11 protein-coding genes and 3 tRNA genes are annotated in these 13,745 nt (G+C 58.7%); 12 read left to right on the top strand and 2 right to left on the bottom strand.

Annotated elements, in window-relative coordinates:
- Positions 1 to 2: 2 nt before the first annotated feature.
- From ACO41U_RS03595 to ACO41U_RS03560, 8 genes are all read left to right on the top strand, one after another.
- The gene (locus tag ACO41U_RS03595) at positions 3 to 1,544 is read left to right on the top strand and encodes a S1 RNA-binding domain-containing protein (RefSeq protein ID WP_485941664.1); all 1,542 of its coding nucleotides are present in this window, start codon (positions 3 to 5) and stop codon (positions 1,542 to 1,544) included.
- A 109-nt stretch (positions 1,545 to 1,653) separates the two neighbouring features.
- On the top strand, positions 1,654 to 2,832 hold the full coding sequence (locus ACO41U_RS03590) for an Mbeg1-like protein (RefSeq protein WP_485941662.1): 1,179 nt from the start codon (positions 1,654 to 1,656) through the stop codon (positions 2,830 to 2,832).
- A 562-nt stretch (positions 2,833 to 3,394) separates the two neighbouring features.
- Entirely contained in the window at positions 3,395 to 4,534 is a 1,140-nt protein-coding gene (locus tag ACO41U_RS03585; protein ID WP_485941660.1) for a double-cubane-cluster-containing anaerobic reductase, read from the top strand.
- Complete coding sequence (locus ACO41U_RS03580; RefSeq protein WP_485941658.1) at positions 4,534 to 5,469, top strand: transporter substrate-binding domain-containing protein; 936 nt, start codon at positions 4,534 to 4,536, stop codon at positions 5,467 to 5,469. Before ACO41U_RS03585 ends, ACO41U_RS03580 begins: the two co-directional genes overlap by 1 nt.
- Before the next feature lie 97 nt (positions 5,470 to 5,566).
- A complete protein-coding gene (locus ACO41U_RS03575) occupies positions 5,567 to 6,247 on the top strand; it encodes an amino acid ABC transporter permease (RefSeq protein ID WP_298778906.1) in 681 nt (226 codons plus the stop codon).
- Complete coding sequence (locus ACO41U_RS03570; RefSeq protein ID WP_485941656.1) at positions 6,244 to 6,996, top strand: amino acid ABC transporter ATP-binding protein; 753 nt, start codon at positions 6,244 to 6,246, stop codon at positions 6,994 to 6,996. The genes ACO41U_RS03575 and ACO41U_RS03570 overlap by 4 nt, the downstream gene beginning before the upstream one ends.
- A gap of 62 nt (positions 6,997 to 7,058) precedes the next feature.
- Entirely contained in the window at positions 7,059 to 7,784 is a 726-nt protein-coding gene (locus tag ACO41U_RS03565; RefSeq protein WP_485941654.1) for an acyl-CoA dehydratase activase, read from the top strand.
- A 161-nt stretch (positions 7,785 to 7,945) separates the two neighbouring features.
- Positions 7,946 to 8,410, top strand: coding sequence for a rhodanese-like domain-containing protein (locus ACO41U_RS03560; RefSeq protein ID WP_485941652.1), 465 nt, complete (start codon positions 7,946 to 7,948; stop codon positions 8,408 to 8,410).
- Positions 8,411 to 8,663: 253 nt separating this feature from the next.
- On the opposite strand, the gene ACO41U_RS03555 is transcribed toward ACO41U_RS03560, so the two are convergent.
- Both ACO41U_RS03555 and pcp read right to left on the bottom strand, forming a co-directional pair.
- On the bottom strand, positions 8,664 to 10,349 hold the full coding sequence (locus ACO41U_RS03555) for a methyl-accepting chemotaxis protein (protein ID WP_485941650.1): 1,686 nt from the start codon (positions 10,347 to 10,349) through the stop codon (positions 8,664 to 8,666).
- A 207-nt stretch (positions 10,350 to 10,556) separates the two neighbouring features.
- On the bottom strand, positions 10,557 to 11,207 hold the full coding sequence (pcp, locus tag ACO41U_RS03550) for a pyroglutamyl-peptidase I (protein WP_485941648.1): 651 nt from the start codon (positions 11,205 to 11,207) through the stop codon (positions 10,557 to 10,559).
- Between the two features lie 410 nt (positions 11,208 to 11,617).
- Between pcp and ACO41U_RS03545 the strand changes: the two genes are divergently transcribed.
- The 4 genes from ACO41U_RS03545 (at position 11,618) to ACO41U_RS03530 (ending at position 13,510) form a co-directional block, all read left to right on the top strand.
- Complete coding sequence (locus ACO41U_RS03545; protein ID WP_298779281.1) at positions 11,618 to 13,108, top strand: L-lactate permease; 1,491 nt, start codon at positions 11,618 to 11,620, stop codon at positions 13,106 to 13,108.
- Between the two features lie 139 nt (positions 13,109 to 13,247).
- Positions 13,248 to 13,323, top strand: a tRNA-Thr gene (locus ACO41U_RS03540).
- 18 nt (positions 13,324 to 13,341) lie between these two features.
- Positions 13,342 to 13,427 (top strand) — tRNA-Tyr (locus ACO41U_RS03535).
- Positions 13,428 to 13,434: 7 nt separating this feature from the next.
- Positions 13,435 to 13,510, top strand: a tRNA-Thr gene (locus tag ACO41U_RS03530).
- The last annotated feature ends 235 nt before the right edge of the window (positions 13,511 to 13,745 follow it).

The raw sequence follows: 13,745 nt of genomic DNA, 5'->3' as shown, positions 1-13,745 counted from the left end.
TTATGGAACAGGAAATGAACAGGGATATGGAACTGGAGCAGGCTTCGCAGAGCGACGGGCAGGAGATGGATCAGGGCAAGCTGATGGAGGAGTACGACGTAGCGACGCGCCTTCATCCGGGCGAGATTATCAAGGACGGCACCGTCGTCGCGGAAACGGAGAACGGCTGGCTCGTCGACGTCGGCTATAAGTGCGAAGGACTGCTCCCCGAGAAGGAGTGGACGCACCGCATCCTCATCGAGGACGTGGAGAAGCCGAAGACGGGCGACAAGATCGAGGTCCAGGTGGTCAAGATCCGCGACGGCGAGGAGGCGCAGCTTCTCCTGAGCCGGTGGCGCAGCGAATTTGACCGTCGATGGGCCGAGCTTGAGGCCCTGCTTGAGGGGAACGAAACGGTTCAGGTGAAGGGGCTCCGCAAGGTCAAGGGCGGCCTGATGGTGGAGTGCTGTGGCCTGGAGGGCTTCATCCCCATGTCCCATATCGCCGAGAACGGCCGAGGCTCCAACCTGTCGAGCTTCATCGACGAGACCTTTGAGGTCAAGCCCCTGGAGCGGGACAAGCGGAAGCATCGCCTGGTCTTTTCCCGTAAGGACCTCGTGGCGAAGGAGAACGCCGAGAAGCGTGCGAAGTTCTACGACGAAGTCCACGAGGGCGACGTCCTGGAGGGCGAGGTCAGCAGCATCACGGACTTCGGCATCTTCGTGAACCTCAAGGGCGCCATGGACGGCCTCGTCCACGTCAGTGAGATCACGTGGAAGCGCAACGTCCGCATCCGCGACCTCTACAAGAAGGGCGACAAGGTCACCGTCAAAGTCATCGGCCTCGACAAGGAGAAGGACCGCATCTCCCTGAGCATCAAGCAGGTTCAGGGGGACCCGTGGCTGACCGTCAGCGAGCGCATCCACAAGGGCGACGTCATGAAGGGCGTCGTCACCAACGTGACGGACTTCGGGGCGTTCGTCGAGCTGGAGCCGGGCATTGAGGGCCTGATCCATATCGGCGACATCAGCTGGTCCCGCATCAAGCATCCAAGGGACACCTTCCGCAAGGGGCAGGAGGTGGAGGTCCTGGTGATGGATATCGCCCTGAGCGAGGACCCGAAGAAGTGCCGCATCAGCTTGGGCTACAAGCAGCTCAACGACCCGTGGAAGGACATCGACAAGCGCTACGCCGTGGGCCAGGACCTCAAGGTCAAGGTCGTGCGCCTCGCGGAGTTCGGTGCCTTCGTGGAGGCGGAGGAAGGCGTGGAGGCCCTCATCCACATCTCGCAGCTCAGCAACAGGCGCGTCGAGAAACCAGGCGACGTGCTGCATGAGGGGCAGGAGGTCGTGGCGCGCATGATCGAGGTCAACCCCGAACAGCGCAGGATGCGCCTCTCCCTGAGCGCCCTGGAGGAGCCGGTGGAGCCCCAGCAGCCCAAGCGCGACGAGCGCCAGCAGCACAGGAAGGAGTCCCGCGAGGATCGCCGTTCCGACGCGGGGCTGGACGAGGGCGGCCTGTACCAGAATCCCTTTGTCGAAGCCTTAAAGGATAAGAACTTCTAAATAAAGGAAACGACGGCGTTGGCCGTAAGCGAAAACTTAAAAGGGGCGGCCGGTCCGCCCCTTTTCGTATCTGTCCTCACGTTCAGGGGACGGTAAAAGGGGGAGCGTTATGCGGAGGAGGCGAGGACAGAGGGCGAACCTCTTTGACTACCTTGAGTGGCGGGGCGACATCCCCTTTTCCGCGGACCCCTTCAACGAGGTGGACAACCTCGTCCTCTCCGAACTGGCGTATGCGGACTTCGAGGGCGTCGTGACGCCGTGGGGGGACCCCGTTTCCGTCCGCACAGTTCGCGACCGGTACTTCCGTCTGCACACGCGCGAGGAGGTGCGGGCCAGGAGGACCTTTATCGGTCCCGCCCCACTGCTGCTGGACCCGCTTGCGGACTCCGTCCGGTATCGGGACATGCGGATGGCCTGGTACTGCAACCACGTTTCCGCGGAGGAGATCGCGCAGATGGCGGCCATCACGCTGTGGCCCGGCGACGACACGATCTATGCCGCCTTCCGTGGCACCGACAACAGCCTCGTCGGGTGGAGGGAGGATTGCACCTTCAGCTACCTGGCCGAAACGCCCGGTCAGAGGATGGCCGTGGAATACCTGAACGACCACTTCCAAGGCGGCTCCCTGCCTCTCCGCGTCGGGGGGCACTCCAAGGGCGGCAACTTCGCCGTCTACGCCTCCGTCCTCTGCGATGAGGAGATCAGGAAGAGGATTCGGAACGTGTTCACGAACGACGGTCCCGGTCTCGCGAGTGCCGTCACGCGGCTGCCGGCCTACCGGGATATCGCCCCCCGAATCCTCAGCATCATCCCGGAGAACTCCCTCGTCGGCATCCTGATGGACAGCGCCGTGGAGCACAGGATCATCCGGAGCGCGAACGCGGGGCCGACCGCGCACGACGCGCTGTCCTGGCTGGTCAGGGGAAACCATTTCCTCCCGGCGGAGGGGAGGAGCGGCTTCAGCGTGTTCTTCGAGCGATCCGTGCGGGCCTGGCTTGCGGACCTCTCGGATGAGGAGAAGCGTCGCTTTGTAGAATCCGTCTTCGGCGTCCTCGAGTCCACGGGGGCGTTGACCCTGGAGGAGATGCGACGAACCCCGGTGCGGAGCACCTTCGCCATCCTCAAAGCCTCGCGGGCCCTCTCCCCCGATCGGCAGAAACAGGTGCGTGCGGTCCTGGCGCGGCTGGCCGAAAAGGGCGGGTCGGTCTTCGCCCAGACGTTCGGCGGGAGCGCGGCAGAGCTGCGCCGGCGCCTGTCCGCGTGGCTGAGGGGCGATCCACAGGGCTGACGTTTCCTTCACCACCCCTCTGATTTCGTTGATTGACATTTCACCGGCGGTAAGGTATAAGTATCGCGAAGAGTTCTTTAGAGAGGAGGGGCCCCGAATGCGGCGTTGCGGATACACCTGAGGATATGGCTTGGATGCACGGGATGCATGCCGTGAGGGGATTCCTTCCATAAAGGAGTTGTCCGTTCGGGCCAAGCTCTTCAGGAGTTGACGCACCGGCTTTGTGCGCTGTCGTTCTTTTGATTTTCCTTTGAGGGGAGGCCGCTGGAGCGGGCTCCCTTTTCTCTCGTCTTCATCCCTTCACGGGTTCTCTCATTCCATAATTCTCGTCAATCAAGCCAATAGAAGCCTTGAAAATCGCTTTCCCAAGTATTTGCAGGGGGAGGTGGGGCTGCGGGCGTACCTTATTGGGGATGTGCTCCCTGAATCGTGCGCAGAGGGAGAGGACCTCGTTTTGCGATGCTGAGCCGAGAAGTGTCGAAACCTCATGAGCTTCTTTATGTACGAAAGAAACGCGCGAAGTTTAAAAGCCTTCTCGTGTGTCTTTTAGGGGGAAAGAACTATGCTTTCGCTGCCGAAGAACTTCGAGAGTTACGATGAAAAGAGAAGGAACGCCTTTCTGGCCCTCTACGAGGTCAAGAAGAAGGGGAAGAAGGTCGTCGGGACCTTTTGTTCCTACACCCCTACCGAGTTGATCCACGCTGCGGGGGCTATCCCCGTCGGCCTCTGCGGCAACAGCGAGCAGGGCATCCTTGAGGCGGAGACGAGGCTGCCCAAGACCCTGTGCCCTTTGATCAAGTCCAGCTACGGGCTGGCGATGACCGATCAGTGCCCATTCTTCTATTTCTCCGACGGGGTGCTTGCCGAGACGACCTGCGACGGAAAGAAGAAGATGTACGAGCTCTTGGGCGAGATCAAACCGGTGCACGTCATGAAACTGCCCCAGGGCAAGGATCAGGCCCTCGCCGTAGAATCCTGGACCGAGGAGGTCCGTCTTGCCGCAAAATTTCTGGAGGAGCTCTTAGGGGTTGAAATCACTGACGAGAAGCTCCACGACGCCATCGTCTACCGCAACAACGTTCGGAGGGCGCTGATAGAGCTTTATGAGGTCGCCAAGGCTAAACCGTCCCCCGTCTCCGGGTATGAGTTGACGACGGTCTCCGAGTCCGCCGACTTTCATTTTACGGACGACAGTCTGATAGAGAAACTTGAGGAAAAGACCAGGGAGTTCAGGCTTCGCGTCCGAGAGACGACGCCGGATCGTCCCAGGGTCCTTCTTACGGGCTGCCCCAACACGGGGCTGCGTGAGAAGCTGATCCGCAGGATGGAGGACATGGGGGCCGACTACGTTTGCTCCGACCACTGCGCCGGGCCAAGGACGCTCCGATTCATGGTGGATGAGGACAAGGACCCTTACGAGGCGCTGGCCGAACGGTATTTGAAGATCAACTGCTCCGTCATGACGCCCAACAAGGGGCGATTTGGCGATCTGAAGCATCTGGTTGCGGATTACAGGGTCGATGGAGTGGTCGAGGTGGTCCTGCAGGGGTGCCACACCTTTGCCGTGGAAGCCTGGAACACGAAGGCGACGGTCTACGAGGAGTTGGGGCTTCCCTACCTCCGAATCGACACCGACTTCTCTCAGTCGGATCGAGGGCAGATCGAAACGCGCCTGGGCGCCTTCATTGAGATGATGACGTGATGCAGGCCGTACAGGAGGCGGTCAGGAGAAGCTCGAACGAACGCGGATGGTTGACCTTTGCGTTGGTGGACCGTGGCTTTGTACAGGAGAGGAAGATGAAGATGAAAAGAATTTTGTTTTTGGCGTTGGCCCTGGGATTGGGCTTTGTCGTCGGCACTGCTGTGTGGGCCGTTGCCGCGGAAAAGGACGCGGAGCGGGTCATTCGGGTTGCGACTCCGGGGAACTACGCTCCTTTTACCATCTTTGATGAAGCGACGCAGGAATGGTCTGGCTTTGAGATCGAGTTCTGGCATATAGTCGGCGAGAAGTCCGGTTATGATATCCAATTTGTGCGGCTCGACAACCCGGCAACCTTTGCAGAGCTGGACCTGGGGCGTGTGGATACCGTCGCGAAGCAGATCAGCATAACTCCGGCTCGCCAGCAGAAATATGACTTCACACAGCCGTTCTTCTTTAGCCCCTACTGCCTGACGGTTAGGGAATCCAACGAGGACGTCAAGTCCTGGAAGGACATGGAGGGTAAGAGCATCGGCTTGGCCGAGGGCAGCGCGATGAACGAGTTCATCGCGGCTCTGGACCCTGAAAACAAGGTTAAGAAATCCACCTATGAGTCGGGTGGGATTCTCCTTCAGGAGGTTGCTGCGGGGCGCGTGGATGCTGTCCCCTTCGCTTATCTCATACTGCCTTGGCGCTTGAAGAAAAATCCTGAGCTGAAACTCAAGTCCGTGGATGCCGAGAACCCGATCTACATCGAGGTCAACGCCTATCCCTTTGCCCGGACCGATCGGGGTCGTATGCTCCTGAAGTTGACAGACGACATCCTGACGCAGATGATTGAGGACGGCAGCTACGCCAAACTCTGCGAGAAGTGGTTCGGCATGAACGTCATGGACAGCAAGTATGCGAAGGAGTATCGGGAAAAGCAGGGGAAGTAACCCTGACGCGTGAAAACGCGGATGAGGCGGCAGACCTCCGTTGCCGGATTGTCTGCCGTCTTTTGAATTTCGATAGAAAAAGAGAGGGAGAGAGTCCATGATTTTTCAGTTTGACTATTTCTTAAAGATGTTCTCCATCATCTTTCTGGGCTTCAAAAACACGGTCTCCATGGCGTTCCTTTCGCTCTTTTTCGCCGTGCTGCTCGGGTTTGTCCTCGCGGCGTCCCGATACTATAACATCCCCGTGCTGAAGCAGTTCTCCGTGGTGTTCACCTCCTTTTTTCGCAGCACCCCCTTTATCGCTCAGCTCTTCGTCTTTTATTACGGGTTCGCACAGGTTTCGGCAACCATCAGGGGGCTCTCCAGTTTCTGGGCCGCGGTGATCGTCCTCTCCCTCAGCTTTGCGGCCTACATGGGCGAGAACATCAGAGGGGCCATCAGCTCGGTGGACAGAGGGCAGTTCGAGGCGGGCATCTCCATCGGCATGACCCCGTGGCAGACCATCCGCCGCATCGTGATCCCTCAGGCGGCCCGCGTGGCTCTCCCCGGCATGGTCAATTCCTTTGCCAACCTTTTCAAGTCCACGTCCCTCGCCTTTACGGTCGGCGTCATGGACATGACCTCCTGCGCCAAGAACGAGGTCAACCTGACGTATCGCTACCTGGAGGGGTTCGTCGCCCTGCTCATCGTGTATTGGGTCATCCTCGCCCTCGTTTCCTACGGGCAGTCCCTCCTGGAGCGATATCTGAACAGGCCCTACCTTCAGGAGGCCCGATGATGGAACAAAAGACCGTTCTCACCGTTTCCGGGCTCGTCAAAAAGTTCGGTGTCCTGGAGGTCCTTAAGGGGATCGACTTGACCGCTCAGCGCGGCGAGGTCGTTTCGATCATCGGCCCCTCCGGGACCGGCAAGTCTACGCTCCTGCGCTGCATCAACTTCCTGGAAAAACCCACCTGCGGCAGCATCGCCATCGGCGATGTCGTGGTGCGGGAGCCAGGGGGAAGCCGCAAGGACATCGCCCGCCTGCGCAGCCGGACCGCCATGGTGTTCCAGAACTACAACCTGTTCCGCAACAAGACGGCGCTGCAGAACGTCATGGAGCCCATGACGCAGGTGCAGGGCGTCCCTGAGGCTGAGGCGCGGGAGGAAGCTCTGCGCATTTTGCGGGTCATCGGACTGGAGGAGAAGAAGGACTCCTATCCAGCCCACCTGTCCGGAGGGCAGCAGCAGCGCGTCGGCATCGGCCGGGCCATGGCGGTAAAGCCGGAGGTCATGTTATTCGACGAGCCCACGTCGTCCCTGGACCCGGAGCTGTTGGGCGAGGTGCTGGAGCTCATCCGTTCTCTTGCGGCCAGGCACACGACGACGATGCTGATCGTGACCCACGAGATGCGCTTCGCCCGGGAGGTTTCCGACCGCATCCTGTTCATGGACGGGGGTTATATCCTGCAGCAGGGAAGCCCGGAGGATATCTTTGGCAGCGACAACCCGCGCGTTCAAAAGTTCATCCATCGCATGAACACGTGAGCCGAAGCCAATTCGCGCTAAAAAGGACTTGGCCCCCGCACAGGGGCAGGGGGGTACATCACATGCTCTACGCAGGCATCGACATCGGCTCCACGGCCAGCAAGGCCGTGGTGATGAATGACGGCAAGGACGAGATTCTGGCCCGCAAGCTCATGCCCAGCGGGTGGAACGGCCGAGAAACGGCGGGCTGCCGGAGGGAGGAGCTCCGCATCACGGCCACCGGCTATGGGCGCGTTTCCGTCCCCTATGCCGACGACACGTTGACAGAGATCACCTGCCACGGCAGAGGGGCCTGTTTCCTCGGCGGCGAGGACCTCACCGTCATCGACATCGGCGGCCAGGACACCAAGGTGATCCTCGTCAGAAGAGGCCGCGTCGCGGACTTCATCATGAACGACAAGTGCTCCGCCGGGACGGGCAAGTTCCTGGAGATCATGGCCAACCGCATGGGGGTTACCCTGCCGGAGCTGTTCGAGTTGGCGGAGCGCGGACGGGAGATCACGATCTCCTCCATGTGCACGGTCTTTGCCGAGTCCAAGATCGTGAGCCTGATGGGGCAGGGCACGCCGCGGGAGGACATCGCCTGCGGCGCCGTGGGCTCCGTAGTGGCCAAGGTGGCGGTGCAGGTGGCGCGAAAGGCCGCAGACGATGCCTACTTCCTCACCGGAGGGTTCTGCGACAGCGCCATGATGCTACGCAAGCTTTCTAAGGTCCTGAATGCGCCCGTGCGAACGACCCCGGAGGCCCGCTTTGCGGGCGCCATCGGCGCCGCCCTGCTGAGCAAATGAACCTGTTTGAAAGGCTGGAGGAGCAGCGCCGCGAGGCCTACGTCCGCGCCGTGCTGCGGGCCCCCGGGACGGACGATGTCGTGGGCGTCATCGGAAGCTGTTGGCGGCGTGTTCGCGCCGTTTGTGTGATCGTATCTATTTTTCAGGGAGAGTGGTCAGTGATGAGAAAGTGTAACAGGTCGTTGCTTGCGGTGTTGTTCGTGCTGTGCCTTGTGGCGTCGGCGCAGGCCTTCTGGGGGCCGAATATCGACGCCGTCGATCAGGCCTACGTGAAGGAGAAGGTTGGGCAGCCGGGGTTCGTGCTGGTGGACGTCCGCACGGAGGACATCTATAACGGCAAGTCGCCGCGCGAGGGGATCCCCGGCGGGCACATCGCCGGGGCCGTTAACTTCCCCCTGGCGAACCTGAAGGCGGAGGGGGCCGCGGAGGCCCTGGAGAAGGTCGGAATCGTCAAGGACGCCGAGATTATCGTCTACTGTAACAGGGGGAATCAGAGCAGCCAGTTTGCCGAGGCGCTGGTGAGGGATTTTGGCTTTGACGCCAAAAAGGTGAAGAACTACAAGGGAAGCGTTATCGATTGGAGCAAGAACCCAGCCAACAAACTGGAGCCGGAAGGCCACGAGTAGTTTTTTGCCGAAGCGGGATGCCGGCACACTACCCCCTGGCTTCGGCTCTCTCCTGGGCACTGTCCTCTGTGTGGCCGCGGCGACGATCGGGGGCTTGGCCTTTTCGGCCGGTCGCTATTTCCTCGGGGATTCCGTCGCCTCCTTGGTGGAACGCAGAGGAGTAGGGGATAGGGCCAGCCCCGGTAAAAGGCAACAAAAAGCCCCGATGAGGCTGACGTCAAAACGCCAACCTCATCGGGGCAGGAGTTTGCCGTTAATACTTGAACCGGGTGATGGTTTCCATAATACGTTCGGCCATCACGGCAACCTCGTAGCTGGCCTTTGAGAGGATGCTGATCGAGGCCGCTTGTCCTTTGATGGACTCCGCTGCCTTGAGGGTAACTGCGGCGTTGTCGTTGGCAAGCTGCGAAAGGGTTGAGATGATATCCACCACCTGAGCCTTCTGGTCGTTCATCTTCAATCCACCCTCGTTCAACTCCTTCGAGGTTTGGATGACGTTTTTGATCGCGTTCGAGATCCCGTTGAAACGGTCGTTTGTATTCTGAATATGGTCGTTTTGAATCTCCACCAAAGCCTGCGTTTGTTTGATCAGGTCGACGGCCTCCTGCGCTCTGTTGAGCAGTCCGCCGATCGTTCGGGTGATCTCGTCCGTAAAGGTCGAAGTTTCCTCCGCCAGCTTCCGTACCTCCTCAGCCACCACGGAGAACCCCTTTCCTGCCTCTCCTGCCCGTGCCGACTCTATCGCTGCGTTCAGCGCCAGGAGGTTGATCTGGTGCGCGATGCCACGAACCATCTCGCTGGCCTTTGAGATCGCGGAAACGCTCACGCTGGTTTCGGTGATTGCCTCGTACACCTTTGTGGACAGCGCGGTGCTCTCGGAAGCCGACGCATTCAGTTTCTTCAGGGCTTCGATCCCCTCCGATACCAGCGCCGTAACCGTGTCGGCATCTTGCCCCAGAATGGCGACTCGCCTCAGATCCTCGTCGATCAGGTCCCCCAACACTTTGATATTCGAGGCCCCCGCCTCCGCGTCCCGGGCCTGCGTAAGAGCGGCTTCATTCACCTTTCCGATGGAAACATCCAAGCTGCTGGCGACGTCGGCGGTCTGGGTGCTTGTGGAGCTCAGCTCCTCTGCCGAAGCGGTCAGGGAGGCCACCGCGTGGGCAACCTCCACGACGATCTTCTGGACCGTTTCGATGAAGTCATCGACATGGGAAGCGATCTCCGCCACCTCATCGCTTCCGGACACGCTGAGGCGCTGGGTCAGATCTCCGGCGCTTTGGGACAGGTCGTCCATCAGGCGACTGATCCGGGACAGCCTGCGGTACAGGATGACAAAGGTTCCAAGGATGAGGAGGATTAAAAGCACCGTGCCTGCGACCATCAAATTGAGATCCCGAGTGAAGACACTGGAAATTGCTTCCACCCGCTCAGCCAGCATCTGACGCACAGATTTTTGAAAGTTGCCAACGTAGCCTTCGATTACGTCCTTACTTTTTTCGTAATCCTGCCCAAAAAGCAAGCGCTGAGCCTCGTCGCGATTTCCGTCTTCCAGTGCCTTCATCGCAACGCCCTCCAGCTTGGCCAAACTGTTGGATTCCGCCGCGCCCTTTTCCAGAAGCTCCAGATACTCGGCAGGCGTCCCCAGCTCCTTCAGCCTCGCAATGACCTTCTCCCTGCGGCGCGTTTCGTTGACCTCACGCCAATAGTTGTCGAAATGCTTTTTGTCCTCCGTCTGGACGTAGTAGCGCACCTCCTGCGTCAGATAGTCCGACGCCGCGCTCAGGGAGTGGGAAAGCTCGATAAATTCAAGTTGTTCTTCAAAAGCCTTGCGTTGCTCGGCTTGGCGCAATTGAAGAAAGACTATCCCCACCAAAACAGCCGCGGCAAACACTGCTGTGAACGTCCCGGTCACGAACAATAATTTCCTGATCCTCATGAATAGAAACCCTCCTGTTCAATTTCTTTGAAATGCAATGCTTCACTACTTATATCGGGGAAGACATAAGACCGGCTTCGGTCGGCTGCCTTCGTAGATGCCTCCGCTCGGGAAGCGGGGTGCACTGTGAATCGAGGTAGGCTCGCTTAAACTCCCATGAATTTTATTTCGTGGGAGTACGTCAATAATCTTATCCAAATTCAAGCCCTAATGGAGCCGGCCGCCGACCTCACGGATGTCCTCGCGGGCGGTTAGCGCCGCTCGGATCGCGACCTCGATTCCTCTGGCCATCGTCGCCACAGGCAGGCCGTTTTCTTCTCCCAAACGCCTGGCCTGTTCGGCCATGTATGGAATGTGAATGAATCCCCCTCGACGCGCGTTGCCTTCTTCCGCCAAGAGGTGCATCAAGCCATAAAAAAGGTGGTTGCATACAAAGGTACCCGCACTGTTTGAAACCGAAGCGGGAATCTCTGCGTCCCGTATTGCCCGTACCATGCTTTTGACGGGCAAGGTGGACCAGTAGGCCGTGGAAGCGCCCTCGATCACGGGCTCATCCACCGGCTGATTCCCGGCGTTATCCGGGATGCGAAAATCATCGACGTTGATGGCGACACGTTCAGGCGTGATCTCAGAGCGCCCTCCCGCCTGCCCCAGCGAGATGACGATCATCGGGTCTTCACGGGCCACGGCCGACCGAAGCATCTCCAAGGAGAGAAAGCGCACCGTAGGGATTCCCTTCGTGACGATTTGGCATCCCTCCACCGTCTTCCCCTCAAGGAGTTTCAGAACTTCGCCAGCAGGGTTGATCGGTTCGCCGCCGAAGGGTTCAAATCCTGTGACCAGAACTTTATCTTGCATCTCCCTGCCTCCAGACCCGACGGGCCGTTTCTCAGTTAGCTCAACCATAAAAAAAGATCGCTGGCGAAACAGCCGCCGAAAAGTGCCGCGCGTTTTAATTTTAAGATTCTACCATGCCGAAAGCCGTTATTTTGGGTTTTTCTTCAAAGACACAGGCAAAAAAGATGAGTCGCCAGATGGTCTTCTTAAAACTGTGATTTGGGGGTATACTTCATTATTTAGCGTATGGGGCCTGGAAGATCGTTGAAAGGATGGCGTATCCGGGACGAATCGTTACCCGACGCTGCGAACTGAACCCATATGCCAGATTTGAGGATAGTTCCGAGGAGGCTGATCCGTTTTTCCCTTAATTATTGCCGCGATCCCGTTTCTAACTTTTCAAGATGATTTTAAGAAAAGGATGTGGATTCATGCTTCATTTTGTTCTGGCCCTGCTGCCTATAGCGGCGATCTTGATCGGGATGGCCGGTTTCGATCTTCCTTCTAAGGTCGTAGCCCCCGCCTGTTGGCTGATCGCTTTCCTCAGCGGATTGCTCTTCTTCTCAGGCTCCGCCTCGGGCCTTCTTGAAACCAGCGCATCCGGCATCGTAGACGGACTAAGGATCGTCTGGATCATCTTTGCGGCGTTCACCATGCTGCAGGTGATGCTGAAGGCCGGGGCCATGGACCGAATCCGCAACGGCCTCGCTCATGTCACCTCCGACAAGAGGCTGATGGTGCTGTTGCTCGCCATCCCTTTCGGGACCTTTTTGGAGGGAGCTGCAGGGGCCGGTTCTCCCGCGGCGCTAGCGGCTCCATTTTTGGTTGGACTTGGTATGAACCCCGTAATTGCTGCGGCGGCCTGTTTGATGGGGAACTCCGCGCCGGTTAGCTGGGGAGGTGCAGGAGTTACCACGGTCGTTGGCGCGGGAAAGTTTGTGGATTTCATGCAGGCCTCTGCCATGACCGGACGTCTGGCCTGCTTCGAGTACATCCTGCTACCCGTCCTGATGATCGCTTTCGTCTTCGGCCGCAGGGCCTTCAGGGGGATATGGAGAGATATCCTGGTCCTGGGGCTTCTCACGGGAGCCATCAATTTTGCCATCAGCAACGTTTTCATTCAGATTACAGAGCTGACCAGCCTTTTGGGCGGATTTGTGAGCACCCTCCTTTACAGCACCTACCTGACCCTCCGCCGGGAGGACCTTCTTGCCATACCGGCGGAGTATCGTCTGGAGCACACCGAGAGCCAGGAAGCGCACTCCTTGGGGAACTTCCTCTTCTCCTTGTCCCCATACTTCATCCTGTGTGTGCTGTTGGTGGTCGTCCGCCTCTCCGTCCCGCTCAAATACCTGATCGCCTTCGGGGGCGGCTACACGGTTTGGGTTGGCTGCGTCATTCTGGTCAGTGCCGTCCTTGCCTCTTTCATCTTCCGCCATGCCTATTATCTCGTCGAGGCCATGAAGGACTCTTTCAAAAAGGTCGTCCCGGCACTGTTAGCCATGGGCTTCCTGCTGGCAATGGTCAACTGCATGAAGCTCTCCGGTCAGATCAGTGCTCTGGCTAAAACTCTCAGTGCGGCTGCAGGCATCCTGTATCCCATGGCCGCAGTCCTGATCGGGCAGATCGGAGGGTTCATCACAGGGACCAACTTGGGGTCCAACCTTATGTTCAATCCTCTGCACATGGAGGCGGTGAAAACCCTGGCGCTAAATCCCGTCACCGTGGTAGCTGCCCAAAATACAGGCGGCGCGATCGGGAACATGATCTGCCCGAATAACGTCGTGGCGGTCTGCGCCTGTGTCGCGATCCTGGGACGCGAGGGGGAGGTCATCCGGAAGACCCTGATGCCCTCGATCCTCCTGATGTTGTTCCTCGGCCTGCTGGCGATGTTCTACACTTATGTCCTGTTCCCAATTTGAACTGAGGACCAACTCCAGACCTGCCTTGAACCTTGCTTTGCGGGACTGTAGCCCTCGCTTGACAAAAGGACGGGCTGACGGTACAATGCATGACCGTATTGTGCGAGATTGAGGGGCTTCTTCCGAGGGCTTCCGTTTTGCCGGTGTAGCTCAGTTGGTAGAGCGGCTGACTTGTAATCAGCAGGTCACAGGTTCGAATCCTGCCTCCGGCTCCAGTCAAACCAGTACGAAGTGGTGGAATGGCCGAGCGGTCAATGGCAACAGACTGTAAATCTGTCGGCGAGAGCCTACGTTGGTTCAAATCCAACTTCCACCACCATATTTGTGCCGACTTAGCTCAGCAGGTAGAGCACATCCATGGTAAGGATGGGGTCCCCGGTTCGAGTCCGGGAGTCGGCTCCATGATGCGAGCGAAGTCCGGAAGATTGTTTCTTTCGGACTTTTTGTTTCTTTCGGGCGTTTGCATGTGGGATATGTGGCGTTTCTTTGCTACAATATCCGGACGATTGGGGGCGCGTCGCTGTCGCTTGAGCGTAGCATCCGGTGTCGAACCCCCTAATGACGGAAGACGAGTACTTTTGGGGAGGAATCGGAGATGGCAAAGGAGAAGTTTGAGCGCACGAAGCCGCACCTGAAC

This window comes from Fretibacterium sp. (assembly GCF_057312375.1).
This window is presented reverse-complemented; position numbering and strand designations above follow the sequence as displayed.

Bases quoted from the DNA above. Each gene is read 5' to 3' on its own strand.
- ACO41U_RS03595 (WP_485941664.1), top strand. From the start codon at position 3: ATGGAACAGGAAATGAACAGGGATATGGAACTGGAGCAGGCTTCGCAG.
- ACO41U_RS03590 (WP_485941662.1), top strand. From the start codon at position 1,654: ATGCGGAGGAGGCGAGGACAGAGGGCGAACCTCTTTGACTACCTTGAG.
- ACO41U_RS03585 (WP_485941660.1), top strand. From the start codon at position 3,395: ATGCTTTCGCTGCCGAAGAACTTCGAGAGTTACGATGAAAAGAGAAGG.
- ACO41U_RS03580 (WP_485941658.1), top strand. From the start codon at position 4,534: ATGCAGGCCGTACAGGAGGCGGTCAGGAGAAGCTCGAACGAACGCGGA.
- ACO41U_RS03575 (WP_298778906.1), top strand. From the start codon at position 5,567: ATGATTTTTCAGTTTGACTATTTCTTAAAGATGTTCTCCATCATCTTT.
- ACO41U_RS03570 (WP_485941656.1), top strand. From the start codon at position 6,244: ATGATGGAACAAAAGACCGTTCTCACCGTTTCCGGGCTCGTCAAAAAG.
- ACO41U_RS03565 (WP_485941654.1), top strand. From the start codon at position 7,059: ATGCTCTACGCAGGCATCGACATCGGCTCCACGGCCAGCAAGGCCGTG.
- ACO41U_RS03560 (WP_485941652.1), top strand. From the start codon at position 7,946: ATGAGAAAGTGTAACAGGTCGTTGCTTGCGGTGTTGTTCGTGCTGTGC.
- ACO41U_RS03555 (WP_485941650.1), bottom strand. From the start codon at position 10,349: ATGAGGATCAGGAAATTATTGTTCGTGACCGGGACGTTCACAGCAGTG.
- pcp (WP_485941648.1), bottom strand. From the start codon at position 11,207: ATGCAAGATAAAGTTCTGGTCACAGGATTTGAACCCTTCGGCGGCGAA.
- ACO41U_RS03545 (WP_298779281.1), top strand. From the start codon at position 11,618: ATGCTTCATTTTGTTCTGGCCCTGCTGCCTATAGCGGCGATCTTGATC.